Below are 23,743 nucleotides of genomic sequence, written 5' to 3' on the forward strand. Positions count from 1 at the left end.
ATACGGCGACAACAGAGATCTACACCGGGAGAAGCTTGGCGGAAGCGGAAGAGGTGTAGAAGAAACAGGCCCGCGCCGGGGTGGGTCGGCGACCGCCGCGCCGGACCGCCACGGTCCGGTCACCGGCGGCCGGTCCGGCCGGCAGCGCGGTCATCTGACGCAACGCCGGTACCGCACGCGGCTGCTCGACCACAGCTGGTTGCGCAGGCACCACCGGAACCGGTTCGTCCGCCGGGATCGACGGACGAGCGGCCGGCGGGGCGAACGCCGGCCCACGACCACCCAACACAGCCGGTGGCCGGCCGGCCACCGGGTCACCGGCGCTGGCCCGCACCGCCGCGCCGACGGCACGCATCTCCCTGGTCGGGTAGTCGGTCGGGCTACGGCCGACCGACGCGACGTACGGCGAGTCCTCGTCCGGCGCCGCGAGCACCGTGCCGGGCAGCCACACGTTGGCCACCAGCCCCCGTTCGGCCGGCCGCAACTGCACCCGTACCCCTAGCCGGGCGGCCAGGTGGCTGACGACGAACAGCCCCATCCGCTCGGAGGCGGCGACGTCGGCGTCGGGCGGTTCGGCCAGGGTCGCGTTGGCCTGCTCGATCGCCTCGGCGGACATCCCCATCCCCTCGTCGGTGATCTCGATGAGAACCGACTGGGGCGCGTACTCGTGTCCGGTGACGTGCACGTTGGTGTACGGCGGGGAGAAGGCGGTGGCGTTCTCCAGCAGCTCTGCGAGCAGGTGCACCAGGTCGCCGACGGCGTGCCCGACGATGTGCAGCTTGTCCTCGACGTCGTGGCGGATCCGCGGGTACTGCTCAATCTCGGCAGCGGCGGCCAGAGTCACCGCCGACAGCGCCACCGGACGGCTCCACCGCCGGCTAGCCTCGGTCCCGGCCAGCACCAACAGGCTCTCGTCGTTGCGGCGCATCCGGGCAGCCAGGTGGTCGAGCTTGAACAGGTTGTCCAGCTGGTCCGGGTCGCCCTCGTCGCGTTCCAGCTCGTCGAGCAGCTCCAGTTGCCGTTCGACCAGCACCTGGCTGCGGCGGGCCAGGTTGACGAACATCGCATTGACGTTGCGGCGCATCACCGCCTGCTCCACCGCGACGGTCACCGCGCTACGGTGCACCGCGACGAACGCCTCGGCGACCTCACCGACCTCGTCGCGGGTGCGTACCGCCGCCGGAGGAATCTCGATCTGCGGGACCCCGGACTCCACCGAACGGAGCCGTTGCAGGGTGTCCGGCAGGTCGAGCTGGGCGACCTGCAACGCCTGGCTCCGCAGGACCCGCAGCGATCGGGCGATCGACCGCCCGATCGCCACCGAGGTGAACAACGCGATGAACAGCACCCCGAGCACCGCCCCGGCGACCAGCACTGTCCGTTGCAGCTGCTGGTCGCTGCGGGCATCGGCGAGGCTCACCGCGCTGCCCAGCACGCCCGACTCGACCTGACGCAGCAGCTGGTGGCGGTCCTGGCTGGCGGCCCACCAGGCGTCCGGTTCCAGCACCGCCGGGCTGGCGGCGCCACCGACGATGGTGGTTTCCTCCAGGTCCACCGCGGCGACGAACCGGGGGTCGGCGGCGGCCTGGCCGTACCGGGCGATCTGGTTGCCGGTCGCGGTCACCCGAAACTCGGCGAGCGCGGTCAGTTGCTGCGCCCGTAGGTCGGTCAGACTGACCTGGTCCTCGGGTCCGTACCGGCCGGCCCGGGCGGCGGCGTACAGCTGCGCCCGGACCCGGGAGCCGAGCTCCTTCACCCGGGCCAGCTGGACGCTGCGCAGCACCGCCTGGGTCAGCTCCGGCCGGTCCTGACCCGGCGACGGTTCGGCGAGCAGCTCCAGCAGAGTGTCGATGGCCCGGGTGTAGTTGCCGAACACGGTGTCGGCTCCGACCGCGCCGCCGGAGATGGACTCACGCAGCGGTGGCAGCTGGTCCAGCGATTCGAGCACCCGGCTGTAGGCGGTCTGCCAGGCCGCGTCCCCGCCGGCCTGTGGGCCGGCGGCGGCCAGGAAGTCGGCGATCCGGCGGTCGACGGCGTCGTAGTGCGGCTGCAGCGCCTCGACGCTGCGCTCCGGGTCGTACCCGGTGCCGCTCTGTCGGGCGGCGAGTTCGCCGGCGGTCCGGTCGCGTTCCTGCTGCAACTCGTGTACCAGCGCGGTGACCTGCTCGCCGATCTGGACCTGCCGGGCGAACTCGTTGAGTGCCGTCGCCTGGCCGACCAGTGAGCCGGTCTGCACCGAGGCGACCACCAGGAACGCCACCGACGGGACGACCAGCACCGCGGCGAGTTTCGCGCCCATCCGCCAGTCCCGTGGACGCAGCCGGAGCCGACGACGGTGTGGCGTCACACCGTCACCATTGGTCACGCGGCGGCGGGGGTACGGCACCGCGTTGTCGTACGGGCCACCGGGAGCAACCACCACGCCTCCTCGCCGTTTTCCCCGACACCGGCCAAGCCGAGGAGCGGGGTCCATCCAACCAGGCCACGTTCCGCTGTCAATGCGGCGACCTGCGGGAAGGCTCACGAAGGATACAGTGGCTGACTGGCGGGTAGCTTACCCGCCGACTCACCATCATCCGTCCGGCCGATGTCGCGTGCCGGCCCCGGCCCGTCGAACCGGCCGAGAGCGACCAGCGCGGCCCCAGTGGCACCGACCTCGGGCTCGGCCATATAGCGCACCTGACGCGGGGCGAGTGCCGCACCGAACGCCCTGCGCCACCAATCGGATGCGGAGAGTGCGCCGCCGCCGAGAACGACCTCGGTCACGGGGCCGTCCATCGTCGATTCGATCTCGTCCAGGTCACCTGCCACCTGCCGGCAGACGCCCTCCATCAGCCCGGCGAAGATGTCGACCGCTGTGGTGCCGAACCCCAGTCCGCGCAGCTCGCCGGAGCCGGCCGGGGCACGGCCCGGCGGGCGGTCGCCACCGAACCGGGGATCCGCAGGAACGCCCTCACCCGGCTCGATCAGATCCAGCGCCCGGTTCAGCTCGGCTCCCTGCGGCAGGCGCAGTTCCCGGTTCGCCCAGCTGTAGAGGTTGCCGCCGGCGGAGTAGGCCCGGCCGGTGACGATCCGGGTGTGGTCGACACGATAGCGCCACAGCTGTGCCGGCAATGGCGGCAACGGCACGCCCGGCGCAGCCAACTGGACCACCCGTACCGCAGCTGAGGTGCCGACCGTGACCGCAGCCCGGCTGGGGTCCAGGCATCCGGAGCCGATGTTGGAGGCGGCGCCGTCGCCGATCGTCGGGGTCCACGGCACGCCGGCCAACGCCGGCCAACGCCGGGCGAACTCGGCCCGCAGCTGCCCGCGCCAGTCCGCCGGGGCCAGCTCCGGAAGCTCACCAGGACGTACCGTGGCCAGCTGCACGGCCTCGGGGTCCCACTGCATGGTCACCAGGTCGAGCATGCCGGTGCCGGACGCCTGGGACACCGACATCGGCGCATGCCCGAGCAGACCGGCCAGCACGTACTCCGGCAGGCCGACGAAGCGCGCCGGCCGGCCGCCGCAGTGGCGGCGCAGCCACGGTAGTCGCACCGTCCAGTAGAAGCGGTGCCACCAGGTGCCGGTGCGCTGGTGGAAGTCGGCTTCGTCGGCCGGCGCGGCCGCACCGGGCAACGTGGCCGGTCGGGTGTCCAGCCAGGTCATCAGCGGGCCGATCGGGGCACCAGCGGGATCCAGCGGCAGCACCGAGTGCCACTGGGCCGCCGAGGCGACCAGGCCGACACCGTCGAGCCGGCCGGCCGAGTCGAGCTCGTCGATGCAGTCGATCAGAGCGGCCAGGTAGTCGGCCGGGTCAAGGGTGGCGGCGCCGTCCCGGTCGACCGCCAACGCCACCTTGCGGCGGGCCAACGCGTCCTGCTGCGGCACGGCCGCGTTGTCGAGGATCAGGCCGCGCACCGACGAGGTGCCGAGATCGAGGGCGAGGATGCTCATCGTCGATCACCGTACCCAGCCACGGTCCCGGACCGGTATGCTGGCGCCATGCTCGCGCTCACTCGCTGCTGGTGGCCCGCCGACCTGGCGGCCCCGCCGCGCGTCTAGCGCGAAACCATCCGGCCGCCCGTCGAGGCGGCCACCGGGACCCCACCCGGGCAGTTCCTCGCCGGGCCGCCCGAAGCCCGAGGGGACCCGATGACCGACCACCTGTCCAGCCTGCTGCGCGCCGTGCACGACGGCGTCGACCCAGGTCCGTTCGCGCTGCTGCGGCGCGACGGCGCCGACGTCATCGAACTGCTCCGTGGCACACCGCACCGCGCCGACCGGCTGGCGGACATCCCGCTGCCGGCCGGACCGACGAACCAGCCGGCGACGCTGGCGGTGGTCCCGTACCGGCAGATCGCCGAACGCGGGTTCGCCCACGTCGACGACGGGCTTCCGCTGGAGTGCATCCGGGTGTCGACCTACCGTCAGGTACCGGTCGCGGCGGCGGTCCGCGACCTGCCCGGCACGCCGGTGGCGACCGACGGCGGCGGCTTCGACATCGCCGACGACGAGTACGCCGACCTGGTGGCCCGGGTGCTGCGGGACGAGATCGGCAACGGTGCCGGCGCCAACTTCGTACTGCACCGCACCTACCGGGCCCGGCTGGTGGCACCGGGCGGGTCCGCCGCCGACCGGATGGGCCGCTCGGCGGCGCTGGTCGCCGGGCTGAGCGCGCTCCGCCGGCTGCTGTGCGACGAACTCGGCGCCTACTGGACGTTCCTGGTCTACACCGGCGAGCGGGTGCTGGTCGGCGCGACGCCGGAACGCCACGTCAGCGTGAGCGACGGACTGGCCATGATGAACCCGATCAGCGGCACCCTGCGGCATCCGCAGGGTGAGCCGGATCTCGCCACCGTGCTGTCGTTCCTCGACGATCCCAAAGAGGTCGAGGAGCTCTACATGGTGCTCGACGAGGAGCTCAAGATGATGGCGACGGTCGCCGAGCACGGCGGCCAGGTGATCGGCCCCTACCTGAAGCGGATGTCCCGGCTGAGCCACACCGAGTACCTGCTCGCCGGACGCAACTGCCACGACGTGCGGGAGGTGCTCCGGCAGACGATGTTCGCGCCGACCGTCACCGGCAGCCCGATCGAGAGCGCCTGCCGGGTGATCGCCCGGTACAGCCCCGGTGGACGCCGCTACTACGCCGGGGTGCTCGCACTGCTCGGCCACGACCTGGCCGGCGCGCAGACACTCGACGCCCCGATCCTGATCCGGGCCGCCGAGATCGATCTGACCGGGGAGATCCGCGTGCCGGTCGGCGCGACCCTGGTGCGTCACTCCACACCGTCCGGTGAGGTGGCCGAGACGCACGCGAAGGCGTCGGCGGTCCTCGCGTCGCTCGGGCTCGCCTCCGGTCCGGCCTCCACGCCCTTCTCCGGTCCGGACTCCGCACCGGCGGCGCCTTCGGACCGGCCGGCGGCCGACCGGGCCGTGACCTGCGGAATCGGGCTGCCGGCCGGGACTGCCGGCACCGGCGTCGCCGCCGCGCTCGCCCACCCCGAACACCCCACCGTGGTACGCGCGTTGGCCGCCCGCAACGACCGGCTGGCCCGCTTCTGGCTGGAGCAGCGGGTTTCCGGTGCGGTGGCCGAGTCCCGGTTGACCGATCTGGACGTGTTGGTCCTGGACGCCGAGGACAGCTTCACCGGCATGCTCGCCCACCTGCTGCGGGCGCTCGGCGCGGCGGTCCGGCAGGTCCGCTGGGACCGGATCGCGACGGTAGACCTGGCAACCGCGGACGTCCTGGTCGCCGGGCCCGGCCCGGGTGACCCGACCGATCCGGCGCAGCCCCGGATGGCGGTGCTGCGCCGGGTCGTGGAGGCCGCGCTGCACCGTGGGCAGCCGCTGCTCGGCATCTGTCTGGGCCACCAGGTGCTGGCCGACCGGCTCGGCCTGGCGGTGACCCGGCGGCCACTGCCCAGCCAGGGACTGCAGCGGGAGATCGACCTTCTCGGTGTCCCGCGCCGGGTCGGCTTCTACTCAAGTTTCACCGCCAGCAGCGCCACCGCGAGCCTGCCCACTCCGTACGGGCAGGTCCGGCTGTGCCGGGACGAGACCGACGGCGCGGTGCACGCGCTGGTCGGCCCGCGTTTCGCCGGGGTGCAGTTCCATCCCGAGTCGGTACTCAGCCCGGACGGCTTGGACGTACTGCGGGACCTGCTGGTCGATCTGGTCGCGGTCAACCGGCGGCCAGACCGCGTTTGACCGCCGCGGCGATGTCGACCACCCGCCGGGCGGTCAGGGCGGTCGCGGTCAGCGCCGCCTCGTCCGGCGGGATCTCGCCGTTGTTGCTGGTGTGGGAGGCGCCGTACGGATTGCCGCCGACGAACTGGCTCGGCTCCACGTAGCCGGGGGTGACCACGATGCCGCCCCAGTGGTAGACGACGTTGTACAGCGACAACAGCGTCGCCTCCTGTCCGCCGTGCGCGGTGGCGGTCGAGCAGAACCCGGAGAACACCTTGTTGACCAGGACCCCCTTGGCCCACAGCGGCCCGCTGCCGTCGATGAACTGCTTCAGCTGCGCGGCCATCACCCCGTACCGGGTCGGGGTGCCGAAGATGACCGCGTCCGACCAGGCCAGATCGTCGATCTCGGCCTCCATCACGTCCTCGGCTTCCAACCGGTGCGCGTGCCAGCCGGAGTTGGACCGGATCGCCTCCTCGGGGGCGAGCTCGCGGGCCTTGCGCAGCCGCACCTGCGCCCCGGCCTTCTCCGCAGCCTCCACGGCGGCCTGCGCCATCTGGTACGTGGTCCCCGTGGCGCTGTAGTAGATCACCGACAGGTTGATCGGGTCGTCCATCGATAGCTCCTTCGGCTCGGGTCTGCCCCCGGTACCGCGCTACCCGTTCGTTGCGCCGGCAAACACCGGTGCCGGCATCGGCCCGGACGGTGCCCGCCGATCCGTCCGGTGCCGGGAGCGCGGCGCCCGCGCAGCCGGTCCGTTCACAACGCTGGATCCGGGATCGTGAACGAACGGACCCTGGGCGACGCGTGAACAGGGTAGGTAGTTTTCGTTACGACTCGGTCGCCGCCGCCGACCCGCTCTTCCCGCCGGTACGCCCGCCGACCGTCCGGCGCACCCCGCCGTCGATCTTTGAGGAGGTCCTGATGCGTGACCGTCAGGCGCTCGCGTTGGCGTTCGATGTCCCGGGCCTGCCACCACTGAAGAATCAGACACTGTCCATCTTCACCGCCGGTAATCGGCAGGCGGCGCGGGTCCGTACCCTGCTGACCGCAGCGTGCGACGCGGCGCAGCGCAGCGGCTGGACGCCGCTGGCCGATCCGGTTGCGCTGGAGGTCGTGGTACGTCGCCCGAGCGGGCACCAGTTCGGCTACGCGACGAACTTCCTCGGCGGCATCGGCGACGTACTGCAGGACAAGCGCCACGAACCGGCCGGCACCGTCGCCCACCTCGGCGTCCTCGTCGACGTGGCGCTGTTTGTCACCGACCGGCAGATCCAGCGGATCTGCTACCGCGAGGAGTACGCCGACGAGCCGTCGTACCAGGTGACGGTCACCGCGCTCGACCAGCCCGACGGCTGAAGGCGGCCCGGCGCCGTCACGCAGGCTCGACCGCGAGCGACGCCACCTCGTCGGCGCAGCCCCAGCTCAGCGTCACGCCGGCACCGCCGTGGCCGTAGCAGTGAATCAGCTGCGTGACCCCGGCGGGCGGCGCGGGATCGGCCTCCACCCGGGCGCCGCCGTGCCGCCCGGGCCGCAGGCCGACCCGCTGGGCAAGGACCGCCGCACCGGCCAGCTCGGGAACGAGTGCGGCGCAGCGGGCCCGGATCGCCCGGCTCGTCGCCGGGTCGGGCAGTTCGCCGTCGACGCCCGGCTCGAAGGTGCCGCCGAGCACGACGTCGCGTCGCCGGGGGTGCACGTACGTGGCGCCGTCGGGGTGGTCTTCGTCGCGTACCGAGGTGGCGATGCCTGGATTGGCCACCAGCACCACCTGGCCGCGGATCGGATGTACCGCCGGATCGGCGGCCAACCGACCGGCGGCCAGGCCGGTGGCGTTCACCACCACCGGCGCCAGCTGGCCCGCCTCGGCCAGATTGCACAGGTCACGCTGGCGCAGGACGCCGCCAGCGGAGACGAACCGTCGGGTGAGCCAGTCCAGGTACGGTCGCATCTCCACGGTGGGCACCGTGCACCGCCACTCGGCAACCACCTCACCGGCCGGACCGGCGCCGGTGGCCGGCACCACCGGGGTGACCGGGCAGTAACGCAGGTCGGGAACGGCCGCCGCCCACCACGGTGGATCGTCGACCGGGGTACGCAGCAGCATCCGGGTCGGTCGCATCACCACCCCCGGGACCGGCTGCCGGGCCTGGTCGGCCAGTTCGTCGAAGGTGCGACGGGCCCAGTCGAGCACCCGGGACGTGCCGTCGGTCCGGGTCGGGTACCAGACCGCGGCGGCCACCGCCGACACGGTCTGCTCGACGGGGTGGGCGGTGACCACGGTCACCCGTAGTCCCCGTTGCTGCAGCCGGACGGCACAGCTGAGCCCGATGATGCCGGCTCCGACCACCACCGCGTCAGACACCGTCTCTCCTGTCTGTCCCGTCCGCCCGGTCGGTCCGCTCCGGGCGGTACCCGTACCCGCCGGGCCACATCCTGCCGGACCGGGTCACGGTCCGTACGACGGCCCCAGCCGCAGCGGCCCCGCGACAGCCTCAACCCGCAGCGGCCCCGTGACAGCCCCAGCCGGAAGCGGTCAGCGGTCAGTACCCGACGTCGACGGCGACGATGAACCGGCCGTCGAGGCCGACCTCGGCGACCCGTACCGGCGGCGGCTGGTCGGGCCCGTCGGCCGGGTCGAGACCCAGACCGTAGGTGACCCGGCCCTCGTAGTCGCCGGCGAACCCGTAGCCACGCAGGCTGCCCAGCCGCAGCTGGGTGCCGGGCGATCGGCGGACCGACGTCCGGCCGTACGCGTCGTGTGCCTGCGCGGTGACGAACCGAATCTGCAGAAAGCAGTCGCCGGGCAGGTCGACCGGCTCACCCGTGCCGTCGAAGACGATCCGTGGCTGGTAACCGACCTCGTAGGACGGAAATCCGGACCGGAACACGAACGAGATCCGGCTGTACGCCGGGTCGGCGTCGGCGTGGTCGGTGGCTTCGACCTCCACCAGGTACGGCAGCGGCGGAGCCGGCCGGGGTGCGACCGGCGGATGGACGCCGTTGCGGATCACGACGGTCTGCGACGGCACCGACCAGCCGTACCGCACCCGGCGCTCGCCCGGGCCGGGGCCGTTGGTTCCGTCCGGTCCCCCCGGTCCGCTCCAGCCTGGGTCCACCACCACGGGTGACTCCCGCTGGCCGACGCCGGCTCCCGTCGGGTCGGCCGCGGTGCAGCCGGCGGCGGCCAACAGTGCGGCGAGGCTGAGGATCAGCGGTACGCGCAGATGGGTCATACCGGACTGACGCGCGGCCGCCGATCGGGGTTTACCAGGGGCCGGAAGCCGCCCGCACCGACGGTCCGGTCAGGATCGCCACTTGATCGAGCAGCCCATGCTGGGCTGGTGCGGCTCGGGTACCGGCTGCCCGGCCAGCACCAGTTCGATCGCGGCCCGCAGCGCCGCCCCGGTGACCGGCTTGCCATTGCCCGGGGTGGAGTCGTCGAACGCGCCCCGGTAGGCCAGGGTGCGGTCGGCGCCGTACAGGAAGAAGTCCGGTGTGCACACCGCCTGGTAGGCGCGCCCGATCTGCTGGGTGGCGTCGACGAGGTACGGGAACGTCCAGCCGGCCCGCTGGGCCTGCGCGGCGAGTTGCGCGGGGGCGTCATCGGGGTAGGCGTCGACGTCGTTGGTGCAGATGCCGACGACTGCCAGGTTCGGGAACTCGGCGAGCACCTTGGCGAGTCCGACCTCGACATGCTTCACGTAGGGACAGTGGTTGCAGACAAAGGCGACGAGCAGCGCCGGGGCGTCGGCGAAGTCGTCGCGGCGGACCACGTGACCGGAGACGTCCGCCAGCGCGAAGTCGGGCGCGGGGGTGCCCAACGGCACCATCTCTGAGGTGACAGCCATGCCCGCCACCCTACCCGTGCGGTCGGCCAGGGCAGCGACAGTGCCATCTCGAGGCGGTACGCGCATACGTCGGGATGCGACCGCTGGCTACCCTCGGCGCCATGCCGTCACGCGTCGTCGCACCGGACCGGCTGTTGACCGGGTTCGGCCTGACGATGATCGGCGGCGCACCGCTGTGGCTACTCGCCACCGAGCGTAGCGAAGTGACGACCTCGGCGGACGTCGAGGCGTCCCCGGTGACGGTCGCCGCGGTGGTGGTGCCGTTGGTCGCCGGGATGCTGCTGGCCAGGCTGGTGCCGCCGCGACTGCCGGTGTTGCGCCCGGCGGTTGCCGACGCGCGGGCGGCCCTCACCCGGCAGGTGGTCGGCCTGGGCGCGGTCGCGGTGGCGTTCGCCACGCTGGCGTTGCCCCTCGGGCCGGGAAGCGTCTGGTACGGCCCGGTGAAGGTCGTACTGCTGCTCGGCGGCGCATGGTGGGTGCTGCGGACCTGGCCGGCAGCACCGCCCGGCGGTCGGGAGCATCGACGGGCGCTCCCGGGGCGCTGGTACTGGCTGGGCCCAGTGCCGGCGGTCGTCGGCTGGGCCTGGTTGGCGTACCACAGCCCGCTGGCCGGACCGTCCGACCTGTCCGGCTACCGGGCGTACGACCCGATGGTCCTGCTCGCGGCAATGCTGCTGACCTTCCTGACCGCGAGTGTGCTGGAGGAGGTCTTCTACCGGCTGCTGCTGCAGACGCGGTTGGAGGCGCTGCTCGGCCGCTGGCCGGCGATCACCGCGACCGCGCTGCTGTACGCGGCGATGCACACCCATCGGGTCGGCACCGGCCCGCTGGCCGACACGGTCGCGGTGGTGCTGATGTTCAATGGCGGTCTCGGCCTGTTCCTCGGCTACCTGTGGTCGAGGTACCGCAACGTGTGGGCGATCGTCGCCGTGCACGGTGCGGTCAATTCGCTCACTCTGCTGCCGCTGCTCGTCGGCTGACCCGCCCGCGTTCAGTCGATCGGTGTCGTTGCCCACACCCGGTCCGATGAGTCGGACGGATTGCCGTGGTCGCGCTATCGTCGATTTATTCAACGCCTGATGAAATCGATGGAGGTGGTCGCGTTGGACACTGACACCGCCGACTGTGTGGTCTCCGGTGGTGGACCGGCCGGCATGATGCTCGGCCTGCTGCTGGCCCGAGCCGGGGTACGGGTCGTCGTCTGCGAGAAGCACGAGGACTTCCTGCGGGACTTCCGCGGCGACACCGTGCACCCGTCGACGTTGCGGCTGCTCGACGAGCTCGGCCTCGGCGACGAGTTCGCCGCCCTGCCACAGAGCCGGATCCACGAGGTCGCCTTTCCAACCGGCGACGGCCGGCGGATCGTCATCGGAGATCTACGCCGGTTGCACACCCCGCACCCGTACATCGCGATGGTGCCGCAGTGGGACCTGCTCAACCTGCTGGCCAGGGCGGCGTCGGCCGAGCCGACCTTCACCCTGCGGATGGGGACCGAGGTGACCGGCCTGCTGCACGACGGTAACCGGGTCGCCGGGGTGCGCTACCGGACCACGGACGGCGCGACCGGCGAGATCCGGGCCGCGCTGACCGTGGCCTGCGACGGACGCTGGTCGACCCTACGGCGGGCGGCCGGGCTGCGGCCCCGCGAGTTTCCGGTGCCGATCGACGTCTGGTGGTTCCGGCTGCCCCAGCGGGACACCGACGACCTGTCGGGCCTGGTACCGGCCGCCGGCCACGGCGCGATGGTCGTGGTGTTCCCCCGGGAGAGCCACCTGCAGGTCGCCTATATCGCCCGCAAGGGGACCGACGCCGAGCTGCGCAGCCGCGGGCTGGCGGCGTTCCAGCGTCAGGTGGCCACCGTCGCGCCCCGGCTCGCCGACCGGCTCGACGCGCTGACCAGCATGGACGACGTCAAACATCTGGACGTACGGGTGAACCGGCTACGCCGCTGGCACCGCGACGGCCTGCTCTGCATCGGTGACGCCGCCCACGCCATGAGCCCGGTGGGCGGGGTCGGGATCAACCTCGCCGTCGCCGACGCCGTCGCGGCGGCGACCCGGCTGGCCGGGCCGCTGCGCCGGGGCCGGATCACCCCGGCGGAGCTGGCCACGGTACGGGCCCGCCGGGCCCTGCCGACCGTCGTGGTGCAGACCCTGCAGCAGGTGATGCACCGCACCGTGGTGCGGCCGATCCTGGAGGGTCGACGGGGCGGCCCTCCGGCACCGCTGCTGGCCCTGATGCGCCGGTTCCCACCGGCGTCGCTACTGCCCGCCTACCTGATCGGCATCGGACCGCGTCCCGAGCACGCACCCGGGTACGCCCACCGGCGGGTTCAGCCCGGCTGAGCCCCCCGATCGGCCCGCACCGTCAGGATCAGGTCGGCGACCAGCGCCGTCCAGCCGGTCTGGTGCCAGGCGCCCAGGCCGGCGCCGTTGTCGCCGTGGAAGTACTCCGGGAAGGCGATCAGGTCCCGCCAGTCGGGGTGCTGCTGGAACGTCTCGGCGGCGCCGTAGATCGGCCGCCGGCCGTACCCGTCGCGCAGGAACAGCGAGATCAGCCGGTGCGACAGGTCGTCGGCGATCGCGTTGAGGGTGCGCTTGGAGCCGGACCGGGTCGGGTACTCGATCAGCAGGTCGTCGCCGAAAAAGGTGGCGAAGTCGCGCAACGCGCAGACCAGCAGGTAGTTGGTGGGCATCCAGATCGGGCCCCGCCAGTTGGAGTTGCCGCCGAACAGCCCGCTGGCCGACTCGGCCGGCTCGTAGCCGACGGTGAAGTCCTGTCCGCCGAGGGAGACGGTGAACGGCTCGTCGAGGTGCCGCCGGGACAGGGTACGCAGCCCGTACGGGGAGAGGAACTCCTCCTCGTCGAGCATCGGGGCGAGGATCCGCACGATCTGCTCCGGGCCGACCATCGACAGCAGCCGGTGCTGCCGGCCGTCGCCGGCCAGCCGGCGGGCGCCGATCACGTCGGCGTACTCCGGTTTGTTGGTCAGGAACCAACGCAGCCGGGCCGCCAGCTCCGGCAGCCGGGCCAGGGTGCCGGAGTGCAGCGTGGTGGTGGCGGCCAGCGGCAGCAGGCCGACCACGGACCGTACCTTCAGCGGCAGGGTGTCGCCGTCGGGCAGCCGCAGCTGGTCGTAGAAGAACGAGTCCTCCTCGTCCCACAGCCCCTGGTCGTACGCGGCGGCGGCGATGTAGGCGAAGTGTTCCAGGAACTTGGTGGCGATGTCGGTGTAGGTGTGGTCGTGCACCGCCAGGGTCAACGCCATGTCCAGCATGTTCAGCGCGTACGTCGCCATCCAGCCGGTGCCGTCGGACTGCTCCAGCACCCCGGCCACCGGCAGCGCGGCGGACCGGTCGAACGGCCCGACGTTGTCCAGCCCGAGGAAGCCGCCCTCGAAGACGTTGTTGCCGTTGATGTCCTTGCGGTTGACCCACCAGGTGAAGTTGAGCAGCAGCTTGTGCATGATCCGGGCGAGGAACTCGAAGTCGCGCCGGCCGTCGATGTCGAACACCCGCAGCGCCGCCCAGGCGTGCACCGGTGGGTTGACGTCGGCAAAAGCCCACTCGTACGCCGGGATCTGCCCGTTGGGGTGCATGTACCACTCGCGCAGCAGCAACAGCAGTTGGTCCTTGGCGAACTGCGGGTCGACCCGGGCCAGCGTCGAGCAGTGGAACGCCAGATCCCAGGCGGCGTACCAGGGATACTCCCAGGGGTCCGGCATGGAGATGACGTCGAAGCTGTTCATGTGCCACCAGGCGGCGTTGCGGCCGTGGCCGCGCCCGTCCGGCGGCGGCGGGCTGGCCGGGTCGCCGGCCAGCCACTGGGCGACGTCGAAGTGGTAGAACTGCTTGCCCCAGAGCACACCGGCGAATGCCCGGCGGGCGACGAGACGTTCGTCGTCAGTGGCGGCGGCCGGAATGACGGTGTCGTAGTAGCGGTCCGCCTCGGCGTGCCGGGCGGCCAGCGTCGCGGCGTGCCCGGCACCGAGGTTGAGCCGGGGCGGCGGGTTGTTGCCCGGCGGCGGCGCGGTCAACGTCAGCCGCAGCCGGATCCGGTCCTCGCCGCCGGCCGGCACGTCGAGGACGTAGTGCAGTGCGCCCTTGGTGCCGGTCAGCTCCGGGTTGACCGTGTCGGCGCCGTCGACGACGTGGTCGTTGATGCCGTCCTTCGGGTACGGGGTACGCGACGGCTGGCCCCAGAGCCGCTCGGCGTTGCTGTCGTTGTCGCACAGCAGCGGGGTGGGGTCGCCGTCGCCCTGCAGCACCAGCTGCCCGAGCACCCAGTGGTGGCCGACCAGGCGGTCGCCGTCGCCGGTGAGCACCGGGATCTGGTCGCGGCCGGGCAGCCCCCACCCCCAGGTGTTGCGGAACCACAGGCTGGGCAGGACGTGCAGTCGGGCATCGGTGTCGCCCCGGTTGGCCACGGTGATCTCGATGCACATGTCGGTCGGCCCCGCCTTGGCGTAGTCGACGGTTACCGCCCAGTACCGGTCGTCGTCGAAGATGCCGGTGTCGACCAGTTCATACTCGGTCTCGTCGCGGCCGCGCATACCGTTGACCGCGACGAGATCGTCGTACGGAAAGGCGGCCTGCGGATAGTGGTAGCGCCAACGCATCCAGGAGTGGGTGGGCGTGGAATCCTCGTACCACCAGTAGTCCTTCGCGTCCTCGCCGTGGTTGCCGCCGTCGCCACCCAGGCCGAACATACGCTCCTTGAGGATCGGGTCCTCGCCGTTCCACAGCGCCAGGCCGAAGCAGAACGTCTGCCGGTCGTCACAGACGCCGGCCATGCCATCCTCGTTCCAGCGGTACGCCCGGGATCGGGCATGATCATGCGGAAAGTAGTCCCACGCCGTACCGTGCTCGCTGTAGTCCTCCCGTACCGTTCCCCATGCCCGCTCTGACACGTAGGGCCCCCATGCCCGCCACGGTTGCTCACCCGCGTCGGCTTCCGCCAATCGGGTGCGCTCCGGATCACGATACGTCCGCCTGGAGTTGACCATGTCGGTCATTCTTCCTGGGACGTGTTTCCGGCACTTGTCGGACCGTCACCTTGCCGGCACACCAGCGCCGTTTCGCCGGCCCGACCGCCCAGCACCGCCCGCCGTACCACCGCCCCAGCCCTGTCCCGCCACCGGCCCGCAGCCCGCTCGCGCCGGTCGACCAGCCATGGAGGAACATTGCTCGACATCAGCTTCGGCCCGCAGGTCTGCGGCGACCTGGCCGCCGGAGCCAGCCGGGAGTGGCTGGTCACCGACGGCCGGGGCGGCTACGCGATGGGCACGGTCAGTGGCCTGCGCACCCGGCGTTACCACGGCCTGCTGGTGGTCGCCGGCACCACCCCGGCGGCCCGGCGGATCGGACTGGTCAGCCTCGACCCGGCGGTCACCCTGCCGTCCGGCGCGCAGGTCCGCCTCGGCGTACACGAATGGTCGTCCGGCGTGGTCGACCCGCCCGGTCACACCCTGCTGGAGCGGTTCGACCTGACCGACGGGGTGCCGCGCTGGCGGTGGCGGATCGGCGACGTGGTGATCGAACGGGAGATCGCGATGACGCACGGCTCGCCGTGCGTGGCGGTCACCCACCGGCTGGTCAGCGGCGGACCGGTCACCCTCACCCTGGCTGCGGTGACCACCTGGCGGGACGCGCACGGCGAACGGGACGGGCAGGCTCCCCCGCCGAGGATGGACAACGTCGACGGCGGGACGGTGGTCGAGGGCGCGTTCCGGCTACACGGACCGGACTGGGTGCCGGCGGGAACCTGGTGGGACGGCGTGTACCACCGTGAGGAGGCGACGCGCGGGCTGCGGGCCGAGGAGGACCTGTGGTACGCGGGCAGCTTCACCGCCACCCTCGACGGTCCCGGCGCGGTGGCCGAGGTGACCGCGTGGGCGGAGCAGCTGGAGCAGTCCCCGGCACCAGCGGCCGAGATCGTCGCCGCCGCCCGGGCCCGGAACCGGGCGGTGGTGGCGGCCGCGAAACCCGCCGACGCCGTCGGTGCCACCCTGGCCCTGGCCGCCGACGCGTTCGTGGTGCGCACCGGCACCGGGCCGGACGTGGTGGCCGGCTACCCGTGGTTCGGGGCGTGGTCGCGGGACACGATGACCTCGTACGAGGGCCTGTTCCTGGCGACCGGGCGGGCCGACGAGGGACGTGAGCTGCTGCGCGGCTACGCGGCGACGCTGTCCGAGGGGATGCTGGCGAACACCGCCGACACCGGGCACGTGGAGTACAACACCGTCGACGGCACCCTGTGGTTTCTGCACGCGGTGGACCGGCACGTCACCGCGACCAGCGACATCGACCTGGCGGCCGAGCTGCTGCCGGCGCTGCGCGAGGTGGTCGCCGCGCACCTGCGCGGCACCCGGTTCGGCATCCGGGTCGACGAGGCCGACGGGCTGCTCACCGGCGGCACCGGCGGCGAGGCTCTGACCTGGATGGACGCCCGGGTGTACGGGGTGCCGATCACCTCCCGGGAAGGCAAGCCGGTCGAGGTGAACGCCCTGTGGGTCAACGGGCTGGCGGCGGTGAGCGAACTGGCGCAGCTGGTGGACGGCGACCCGGGGGCGGCGGCGAGCCTGTACCCGAAGGCGCAGGAGTCGTTCCGGGCCCGCTACCCGGCCCCGTCGGGCTGGCTCTACGACGTGCTGGACACCCCGGCGCAGTACCCGCTGGGCGGGGATCCGCACGCAGACGACGACGCGCTGCGCCCGAACCAGCTGCTCGCCTGGTCGCTGCCGTACGCCCCGTTGGAGCCGGACCCGGCACCGCTGCGGGCGATCGGCGCTGCGCTGCTGACCCCGCTGGGTCTGCGCAGCCTGGCGCCGGACTCAGCCGGCTACCTCGGGCAGCACCGGGGCGGTCCTGCCCGCCGTGACGGTGCCTACCACCAGGGCACGGTATGGCCGTGGCTGATCGGCCCGTACGTGTCGGCGGCCCGGCGGTCCGGTCTGGACGTCTCCGACGTGTTCCTCGGGCTGACCGCCCACCTGAGCGAGTACGGGCTCGGCTCGGTCAGCGAAACGGCCGACGGGGATCCGCCACACGGCGCCACCGGCTGCCCGTTCCAGGCGTGGTCGGTAGCCGAACTACTGCGGGTCCGACAAGTCTGATCAGTTCCTGTTACATCAGCGCAACGCGAATGTCTTCCCTGGTTATCCCGTTGCCGGCAGTATCGTCGGCAACCCAAAGACGCGTCAGCACCCGCAATAGGTGTCTGGTCGCGCATGTCCGCGCCGATTTGAATTGAGGGGGGTCTGTCGATGTCACCTGCCGCCGACGTGATCGACATCCGCGCACCACGATCGCAGCGGATTCTGATGCTGTCCTGGGAGTACCCACCTGTCGTGGTGGGCGGACTGGGCCGGCACGTGCACGCCCTCTCCGTCGCCCTGGCCAACGCCGGCCACGAGGTCACCGTCGTCACCCGCCACGCCACCGGCGCCCCCCTCGAGGAATACGCCGACGGCGTCCGCATCATCCGCGCCGCCGAGGACCCACCCCTGTTCCCCCTGGCCACCCCCAGCCTCCTCGCCTGGACCATGGCCTTCAACCACACCCTCACCCGCGCCGCACTCCGCGCCACCCAGACCGCCGAATACGACGTCATCCACGCCCACGACTGGCTCGTCACCCACACCGCCGTCACCCTCAAGGAACACCTCGACATCCCCCTCGTCGCCACCATCCACGCCACCGAGGCCGGCCGCCACCAGGGCTGGCTCCCCGACGAGATGAACAAGTCCATCCACTCCATCGAACACTGGCTCGGCCACGAGTCGTGCCGGGTGATCGCCTGCTCCGGCTACATGCGCTGGGAGGTCAGCCACTTGCTGGAGCTGCCGGCGTCGCGGGTGGACGTGATCGCCAACGGGGTGAACGACCGGGTGTGGCGCTCGTCGACGCGGGCGGTGGCGGCGGCCCGGGAGCGGTACGCCGCCGATGGGCCACTGATCGGTTTCGCCGGCCGGCTGGTCTACGAAAAGGGCGTCCAGCACCTGATTGCGGCGCTGCCCTGGCTGCGCCAGCGCCATCCCGGGCTGCGGGTGATCGTCGCCGGTGACGGGCCGTACCGGGGTGAGCTGCAGGCGCAGGCCGCGCGGCTCGGCGTCGCCGATCTGATCTATTTCGCCGGGTTCATGACCGAGTCGCAGCTGCCGGCGGTGCTGGGCGCCACCGACGCGACCGTGGTGCCGAGCCTCTACGAGCCGTTCGGCATGGTGGCGTTGGAGGCGGCGGCGGCCGGCGCGCCACTGGCGGTGTCGGCCACCGGCGGGCTCGCCGAGATCGTCGAACCCGGCGTGACCGGTACGACGTTCCGGCCGCAGGATCCGCACGGGCTGGCCCAGGCAGTGCACACGCTGCTCTCCGACGAGCTGTTCGCCCGGCGGGTGGCCCGGTCGGCCCGGCAACTGGTGACCCGGCGGTACGGCTGGGCGACGATCGCGGCGCAGACCGCCGCCACGTACGCCGCCGCGGTCCGCGAGGCGCCGGGCTTCAACACCCGGCGGGCGGCCGCTCAGCTGGCCGGCGGCGCGGCCAAACTCGTCGTGCCGGACGGCAACCTGCTCGCGGCGGTCGGAGGTGCCGTCTCGTAGGCGTACCCGGCGGCTCGTCGACACACTCAGCTACTCGTCGACGGACTCGGCTGCTCGGTGGCCACTCGGCTGTTAGGTCACCCGGCGCAGCGAAACGGCTGATGGTCGCCACTTCTCCAGCTGATCCGGCATCGTCAGCCCACAACTACTGTATGCAGTCGTGGGCTGACGATGGGAGGCGGTGATCGTGCGACCGCAGCTGATCGCGGACCGCTACCGGCTCGTGCGTCCGGTCGGCAGCGGCGGGATGGGACGTGTCTGGCTGGCCCGCGACGAGGTCCTGCACCGCGACGTCGCGGTCAAGGAGGTGCTGCCCCCGGACTGGATGAACGACACCGAACGCGAGGCGCTGCGCCGCCGTACGCTGCGGGAGGCGCGCAGCGCCGCCCGGCTCAACCACCCCAACGTGGTCCGCATCTACGACGTACGGCACGTCGCCGGCTGCCCGCTGATCGTGATGGAGTACGTCCGGTCCCGCTCGCTGCACCAGGTCGTCGCAGAGGACGGCCCGCTGCCGCCGGTACGGGTCGCGGCGATCGGCCGGCGGGTGCTGGCCGCGCTGCGGGCCGCGCACGGCCACGGGGTCCTGCACCGCGACGTCAAGCCGCACAACGTGCTGATCGGCGACCGGGGCCGGGTGGTACTGACTGATTTCGGACTCGCCACCCTGGACGGCGACGGCTCGATCACCCGGACCGGGATGGTGATCGGCTCGCCGCAGTACATCTCGCCGGAACGCGCCCGGGACGGGGCGTCCACCGTGGCAGCCGACCTGTGGTCGCTCGGCGCCACGCTGTACGCCGCCGTCCAGGGCCGTCCCCCGTACGCCCGGTCCACTCCGATGGCGACGCTGACCGCGCTGGCCACCGCGCCACCGGACCCGGCGACCCGGGCCGGGCCGCTGCGGCCGGTGCTCGCCGGTCTGCTGCGCCGCGACCCGAGACGACGGCCCGACGTGGACGAGACCGACCGGATGCTGCGCCGGGTGACCTCCGGCGCCCCGCCCGGTACCACCGCCGTGACCTGGCCCCGGCTGCGCGACGTGGCCGCGCGGTTACGGGTCCCCGGCGCCCTGACCCGGTAGGGTCGGCCGCGACGATCATTCACACCCTGGAGTACGCATGGACGCCTCCGCCCTCGCCAGCGCGCCCGGCCTGGGCATCTACCCGGGCGACCCGAAAACGCCCCTGCTGACCTGCTATGACGACGCCACCGGCGAGCGGACCGAACTCTCCGCGACCGCCCTTGGTGCCTGGGCGGCCCGGACCGCGGCGGTGCTGCGCGACGGTTGCGGGCTGGTCACCGGCGACCGGGCGGCGATCCTCCTGCCGCCGCACTGGCAGACCGCCGCCGTTCTGCTGGGTGCCTGGTCGATCGGGGTGTCGGTGTCGATCCGGCTGGCCGCCACCGCCGGCCTGCCGGTGATCGAGCCGGGTGGCGACGAACCGTTGGACGCGGTGTTCGCCGCCCGCGGCCGGATCGACGACTGGTTGGAGGACGTGCCCGGGGCGCGGCACCGGTTCATGCTCGACATCGGTGCCCGGGCCGCAGCGGGCACCCCGCCACCGGAGGGCTACCGGGACTTCCTCGCCGAGGCGTGCCGGTACCCCGGTCAGCCACCGGCGTACGGGCTGGTCCGGCCGGGTGATCTGGCCAGCGTGGACGGGATCAGCTACGCCGAGTGGGGTTCGCTGGCGCTGGAGATCGCCGCGCAGCAGGACGTCACCGCCGGCGACCGGGTGATGGTCGACGGCGGCCAGCACGAACACCCGCTGTTCTGGCTGCTCGCGCCGCTCGCCGTCGGCGCGAGTGTGGTGCTCTGCGTCAACCTGGACCCGGACCGGCTCGACCCCAGGGTGGACAGCGAAGGCGTCACCCGGGTGCTCTGACCGCGGTACCGGTGTGGACGGTGCCCCGACCATCTGACAGAGTTGCCTCCGCCGAGAAGTTGACCTTGGAGGAAGCTCGACCATGATGGGTCCGTCCCACGCGCTGTCCGGTGCCACCGTGTGGCTCGCCGGTTCCTGGGCGCTCGACCAGTTCGCCGGCTACGAGCAGTCGCCACTGATGATCGCGGTCGGCACCGCCGTCTGCGCCGGCGGCGCGCTCTTCCCGGACCTGGACCTGTCCGGCAAGGTCACCCGCAACCAGGGCGGCGCCACCGTCGCCCGGACCTTCGGGGTGGCGTCGCTGTTCGTCGCCGAGGTCATCGAGAAGATCTCCCTCGGCGTCTACCACGCGACGAAGCTCAGCAAGGATCCGAACCGCAAGAACGGGCACCGGACCCTCACCCACACCATTCCATTCACCGTGCTGGTCGGTTGGGGCACCACCGCGCTGTGCGCCGCGTACGGCAAGTGGGCGGTGATCGCCATCCTGTTCTTCATGATCGGCCTGGCGTTGCGGGGGCTGTTCGACGAGTGGGCCAAACGCGCCGGCTGGGTGATCGTCACCCTGCTGTCGCTCGGCGCCGCCTACTTCACCTACCTGCACCTGCCCGGTGACCGGGGCTACCCGATGCTCGGCCTGGCGATGGGGGTCGGCTGCTTCGTGCACATCCTCGGTGACCTGATCACCCGGGCCGGCGTACCGATCCTGTGGCCGATCCCGATCGGCCGGCGCATGTGGCGGATGTTCGGCCCGCCGGACCGGTACTCCATCAGGGCCGGCAGCAAGTTCGAAGTGGTCGTGCTCCGCGGTGTGTTCAGCGTCGTGTCGGTGCTGGCCATCATCGGGCTGGCCATCCCGGCGGTGCACCGGCACTTCACCGCCAGCTGAGCCCTCGGGTCACGCCGGGGTGCGCTGCACCGGCACCGCCAGCCCCCACGCCGCCACCGACTCCGGGGTGTCCACCAACCCACCTTCGGCGACCCCGTCGCAGGAGATGTCGATCACCTCGCCGGTGTGCGCCAGCAGGTACGGCCGGGCACCGCCGTCGGCGTTGGCCAGGGTCGCGATCGCCGCCCAGTGCCGTCGGCCGAACACCATCGGGTAGCTGCGCGTGCCGGCATAGGTGGCGCAGACCAGCACCTCCGGGTACGGCAGCGCGGCCACCCGGCGCAGCGCGTCAGCGGTGATCCCCGGCATGTTGACCGGGAACACCACCACCGCCTCCGCGTCGCTGTCCTTCAGCGCGTCCAGCCCGACCCGCAGCGACGAGCCGAGCCCGGTCCCCCAGGCCCGGTTGACCACCACGGTGGCGCCGGTCAGGTCGGCGGTGTCGCGCACCTGGTCGGCGGCGGCGCCGAGGACCACCACGACCGGATCACAGCCGGTCTCCCCCACGATCCGCAACGCCCGCTCGACCAGCAGTTGGTCGCCGCGGTACAGCAGGGCCTCCGGCCCGCCGATCCGCCGACCCCCGCCAGCCGCGATGATCATCCCCGCGATCCGACTCAGCTGAGCCACCCCCGCAACGTCTGCCCGGCCGGTCCAGCCCGGCCGGCGGTCACAGCGCCCGCCAAACGCTGCCCGATCCGATGGAACGCACAACGGGCCCAACGATCAGGTGGCGATCAGGTGGCGTCCGCGTAGCAGGTGACGGTGGACACCTCGAGCGGCACCCGGACCGGGGTGTCGCCGAACAGCACCGTGGTGGCCCGGCCGGCGCATTCCCGCACGGCGTCGGCGACCGCCGCCGCCTGCGTCGCCGGGCAGTGCACCACCACCTCATCGTGTTGGAAGAAGACCAGCTCGGCGGCGGTACCGGCGATCGCCTGGCGGACGGTGGCCAGCAGGACCAGTGCCCACTCGGCGGCGGTCGCCTGGGCGACGAAGTTGCGGGTGAACCGCCCCCGGGCCGGGGTGCCGACGTCGGACGGTGGACAGGTCCGGCCGAGCCAGGAACGCACCAGACCACCGGTCTCCCCGGTCCGGGCCGCCGCCTCCAGGTACTCGAATGCGACCGGGTAGCTGCGGCGCAGCACGGCGAGGGCCGGCACGGCGGCACCGCCGGTCTGCCCGTACATGGCACCGAGCAACGCGACCTTCGCCCGGGCCCGGTCACCGCCGAACGAGTCGCGGGCCAGCGCGGCGTACAGGTCACCGGCGCCGCCAGCCGCGGCCAACCGGCGGTCACCGGACATCGCGGCGAGCACGCGGGGCTCCAGCTGGGCGGCGTCGGCCACCACGAAGCACCAGCCGGGATCGGCGACCACCGCCCGGCGGACCGCCTTGGGGATCTGCAACGCCCCGCCGCCCCGGGTGGCCCACCGGCCGGACACCACCCCGCCCGGCACGTACTCGGGGCGGAACCGGCCGTCGCGGACCCAGGCCTGCCGCCACGCCCAGCCGTGCGCGGTCCAGATCCGGTGCAGTTCCTTGTACTCGATGAGCAGCGGGACGGCGGGGTGGTCCACGCCGCGCAGCACCCAGGCCCGGGTGTTCGGCAGGCTGATCCCGACCCGGGCGAAGGCCCGCAGCACCTCGGCCGGTGAGTCGGCGTGCAGTTGCCGGACTCCGAACGCGGCGGCGATCCGAACGGCGAGGTCGGCCAGCCGGCGCGGCGGCCCGCCGACCGGCGACGGTGCGCCGAGCAGCTCGGTGAGCAGTGCGTCGTGCAGGTCGGCCCGTAACGGCAGCCCGGCGGCACCCATTTCGGCGGCGACCAACGCGCCGGCCGACTCGGCGGCGACCAGCAACCGGAACCGGTCCGGCCGGGCGGTGCCCGCGATGCGGCGCTGCTGGTCGGCGTACACCCGGGTGAGCGCGTCGATCGGGTCGGCGACCGTCGTCGGGGCCGGCACGCCGTCGAACAGCGCGGTCTGACCGTGCCCGGGTGGCGCGGCACCCGGCGCGGGCGGGTCGGGTGGCACCGGTGCGCCGGTCAGCCGGGCGTACGCGGCGGCGAGTGACCGGGGCTCGCCCCAGCGTCCGTCGTAGCCGAGCAACAGCGCCTCGGTCAGCTCGACGTCATGGCACCGATCGATCCGTACGCCGACCCGCAGCATGGCCGGGTAGATCGCCGCAGTGGTCGCCCACAGCCAGCGCGGCTCGGGCACCGGACGCGCCGCCGGTGCCTGCGATGGCGACGGCCCGGCCGCCGGATGCTGCGACGGTGGTGGCCGGTCGGCGGCCGCCGCCAGGTCGGGCACGGCCTCGACCTGTCTCTTCTCCACATCTGACG

The 23,743-nt window shown here is 72.5% G+C and carries 17 protein-coding genes and 1 pseudogene; 9 read left to right on the forward strand and 9 right to left on the reverse strand.

The window, feature by feature from the left end; translation table 11 throughout:
• Positions 1 to 19: 19 nt before the first annotated feature.
• Both ACXAHD_RS21525 and ACXAHD_RS21530 read right to left on the reverse strand, forming a co-directional pair.
• On the reverse strand, positions 20 to 2,419 hold the full coding sequence (locus tag ACXAHD_RS21525; protein ID WP_475052761.1) for a sensor histidine kinase: 2,400 nt from the start codon (positions 2,417 to 2,419) through the stop codon (positions 20 to 22).
• Between the two features lie 101 nt (positions 2,420 to 2,520).
• Positions 2,521 to 3,936, reverse strand: a complete 1,416-nt coding sequence (locus ACXAHD_RS21530) for an FGGY family carbohydrate kinase (RefSeq protein WP_289213054.1) — start codon at positions 3,934 to 3,936, stop codon at positions 2,521 to 2,523.
• A 198-nt stretch (positions 3,937 to 4,134) separates the two neighbouring features.
• On the opposite strand from ACXAHD_RS21530, the gene ACXAHD_RS21535 reads away from it, so the two are divergent.
• Positions 4,135 to 6,192, forward strand: a complete 2,058-nt coding sequence (locus ACXAHD_RS21535) for an anthranilate synthase family protein (RefSeq protein WP_281555327.1) — start codon at positions 4,135 to 4,137, stop codon at positions 6,190 to 6,192.
• On the opposite strand, the gene wrbA is transcribed toward ACXAHD_RS21535, so the two are convergent.
• Complete coding sequence (gene wrbA / locus ACXAHD_RS21540; protein WP_281555328.1) at positions 6,167 to 6,787, reverse strand: NAD(P)H:quinone oxidoreductase; 621 nt, start codon at positions 6,785 to 6,787, stop codon at positions 6,167 to 6,169. The genes ACXAHD_RS21535 and wrbA overlap by 26 nt on opposite strands.
• 308 nt (positions 6,788 to 7,095) lie before the next feature.
• Between wrbA and ACXAHD_RS21545 the strand changes: the two genes are divergently transcribed.
• A complete protein-coding gene (locus tag ACXAHD_RS21545; RefSeq protein ID WP_281555607.1) occupies positions 7,096 to 7,530 on the forward strand; it encodes a hypothetical protein in 435 nt (144 codons plus the stop codon).
• A gap of 16 nt (positions 7,531 to 7,546) precedes the next feature.
• Here ACXAHD_RS21545 and ACXAHD_RS21550 read toward each other — a convergent pair whose 3' ends face one another.
• The 3 genes from ACXAHD_RS21550 to ACXAHD_RS21560 form a co-directional block, all read right to left on the reverse strand.
• On the reverse strand, positions 7,547 to 8,533 hold the full coding sequence (locus ACXAHD_RS21550) for an FAD-dependent oxidoreductase (RefSeq protein WP_281555329.1): 987 nt from the start codon (positions 8,531 to 8,533) through the stop codon (positions 7,547 to 7,549).
• A 178-nt stretch (positions 8,534 to 8,711) separates the two neighbouring features.
• Entirely contained in the window at positions 8,712 to 9,404 is a 693-nt protein-coding gene (locus ACXAHD_RS21555) for an AMIN-like domain-containing (lipo)protein (RefSeq protein ID WP_281555330.1), read from the reverse strand.
• Between the two features lie 69 nt (positions 9,405 to 9,473).
• Positions 9,474 to 10,019: a thioredoxin family protein gene (locus ACXAHD_RS21560; RefSeq protein ID WP_281555331.1), complete on the reverse strand. Its 546-nt coding sequence runs from the start codon at positions 10,017 to 10,019 to the stop codon at positions 9,474 to 9,476.
• Positions 10,020 to 10,120: 101 nt separating this feature from the next.
• On the opposite strand from ACXAHD_RS21560, the gene ACXAHD_RS21565 reads away from it, so the two are divergent.
• Positions 10,121 to 10,999: a lysostaphin resistance A-like protein gene (locus tag ACXAHD_RS21565; protein ID WP_475052766.1), complete on the forward strand. Its 879-nt coding sequence runs from the start codon at positions 10,121 to 10,123 to the stop codon at positions 10,997 to 10,999.
• A gap of 99 nt (positions 11,000 to 11,098) precedes the next feature.
• Entirely contained in the window at positions 11,099 to 12,364 is a 1,266-nt protein-coding gene (locus ACXAHD_RS21570) for an FAD-dependent oxidoreductase (RefSeq protein WP_281555333.1), read from the forward strand.
• Here the strand turns inward: ACXAHD_RS21570 and ACXAHD_RS21575 are convergent.
• Entirely contained in the window at positions 12,352 to 15,024 is a 2,673-nt protein-coding gene (locus ACXAHD_RS21575) for an MGH1-like glycoside hydrolase domain-containing protein (RefSeq protein WP_289213057.1), read from the reverse strand. The two genes, ACXAHD_RS21570 and ACXAHD_RS21575, sit on opposite strands and share 13 nt — an antisense overlap.
• A gap of 177 nt (positions 15,025 to 15,201) precedes the next feature.
• Here ACXAHD_RS21575 and ACXAHD_RS21580 point away from each other — a divergent pair, with 177 nt between their 5' ends.
• The 5 genes and pseudogenes from ACXAHD_RS21580 to ACXAHD_RS21600 all read left to right on the forward strand — a co-directional run bounded on the left by ACXAHD_RS21580 (position 15,202) and on the right by ACXAHD_RS21600 (position 21,396).
• Positions 15,202 to 17,133, forward strand: coding sequence for an amylo-alpha-1,6-glucosidase (locus tag ACXAHD_RS21580; protein WP_281555335.1), 1,932 nt, complete (start codon positions 15,202 to 15,204; stop codon positions 17,131 to 17,133).
• 150 nt (positions 17,134 to 17,283) lie between these two features.
• The gene (locus ACXAHD_RS21585; RefSeq protein WP_281555336.1) at positions 17,284 to 18,618 is read left to right on the forward strand and encodes a glycosyltransferase family 4 protein; all 1,335 of its coding nucleotides are present in this window, start codon (positions 17,284 to 17,286) and stop codon (positions 18,616 to 18,618) included.
• Positions 18,619 to 18,865: 247 nt separating this feature from the next.
• Positions 18,866 to 19,603: pseudogene (locus ACXAHD_RS21590) on the forward strand (serine/threonine-protein kinase); the annotation flags it as partial.
• A 136-nt stretch (positions 19,604 to 19,739) separates the two neighbouring features.
• A complete protein-coding gene (locus ACXAHD_RS21595) occupies positions 19,740 to 20,507 on the forward strand; it encodes a TIGR03089 family protein (protein ID WP_475052771.1) in 768 nt (255 codons plus the stop codon).
• Positions 20,508 to 20,589: 82 nt separating this feature from the next.
• Entirely contained in the window at positions 20,590 to 21,396 is an 807-nt protein-coding gene (locus ACXAHD_RS21600; RefSeq protein ID WP_281555338.1) for a metal-dependent hydrolase, read from the forward strand.
• A 9-nt stretch (positions 21,397 to 21,405) separates the two neighbouring features.
• On the opposite strand, the gene ACXAHD_RS21605 is transcribed toward ACXAHD_RS21600, so the two are convergent.
• Positions 21,406 to 21,999, reverse strand: coding sequence for a nucleotidyltransferase family protein (locus tag ACXAHD_RS21605; protein ID WP_281555608.1), 594 nt, complete (start codon positions 21,997 to 21,999; stop codon positions 21,406 to 21,408).
• A 134-nt stretch (positions 22,000 to 22,133) separates the two neighbouring features.
• Positions 22,134 to 23,735, reverse strand: coding sequence for a bifunctional 3'-5' exonuclease/DNA polymerase (locus ACXAHD_RS21610; protein ID WP_475052775.1), 1,602 nt, complete (start codon positions 23,733 to 23,735; stop codon positions 22,134 to 22,136).
• Positions 23,736 to 23,743: the final 8 nt, after the last annotated feature.

The sequence above is a fragment of the Micromonospora sp. ABR4_055 genome (assembly GCF_056160425.1).